This is a genomic window from Pseudomonas frederiksbergensis, from assembly GCF_003732665.1.
Taxonomy (GTDB): domain Bacteria; phylum Pseudomonadota; class Gammaproteobacteria; order Pseudomonadales; family Pseudomonadaceae; genus Aquipseudomonas; species Aquipseudomonas frederiksbergensis_G.
Genome location: NZ_MOBP01000213.1, coordinates 1 through 300, shown reverse-complemented (window position 1 = coordinate 300; position 300 = coordinate 1). Strand labels below are relative to the sequence as shown.

Below are 300 nucleotides of genomic sequence, written 5' to 3'. Positions count from 1 at the left end.
AAAGCGATCCCCAGTTGGTGGGGTTGCAAGGTCTGGTAGTAGGTGGTCACGTCCCTGTCAGTAAAGGCGTTATGGGTCGCCCCCAGTTTGTCCAGAATGGCCGAGGCTTCACCGGCGCAGGTCTTGCTGCTGCCCTTGTAGAGCATATGTTCCAGGGCATGGGACAGGCCGGATTGTCCCGGCGGCTCGTCGCTGGAACCGACCTTGAACCAGAGTTGCGAGGTCACCACCGGCGCGCGATGGTCCACGCGAACCACGACCTTGAGGCCATTGTTCAGCGTGAATTCGTGGGTGGGTGGT

1 protein-coding gene is annotated in these 300 nt (G+C 60.7%); it reads right to left on the bottom strand.

Annotated features, from left to right (window positions below; all coding sequences use genetic code 11):
- A partial coding sequence (locus BK665_RS33875) for a M16 family metallopeptidase (protein WP_148053306.1) occupies positions 1–300 on the bottom strand: 300 nt, incomplete at both ends.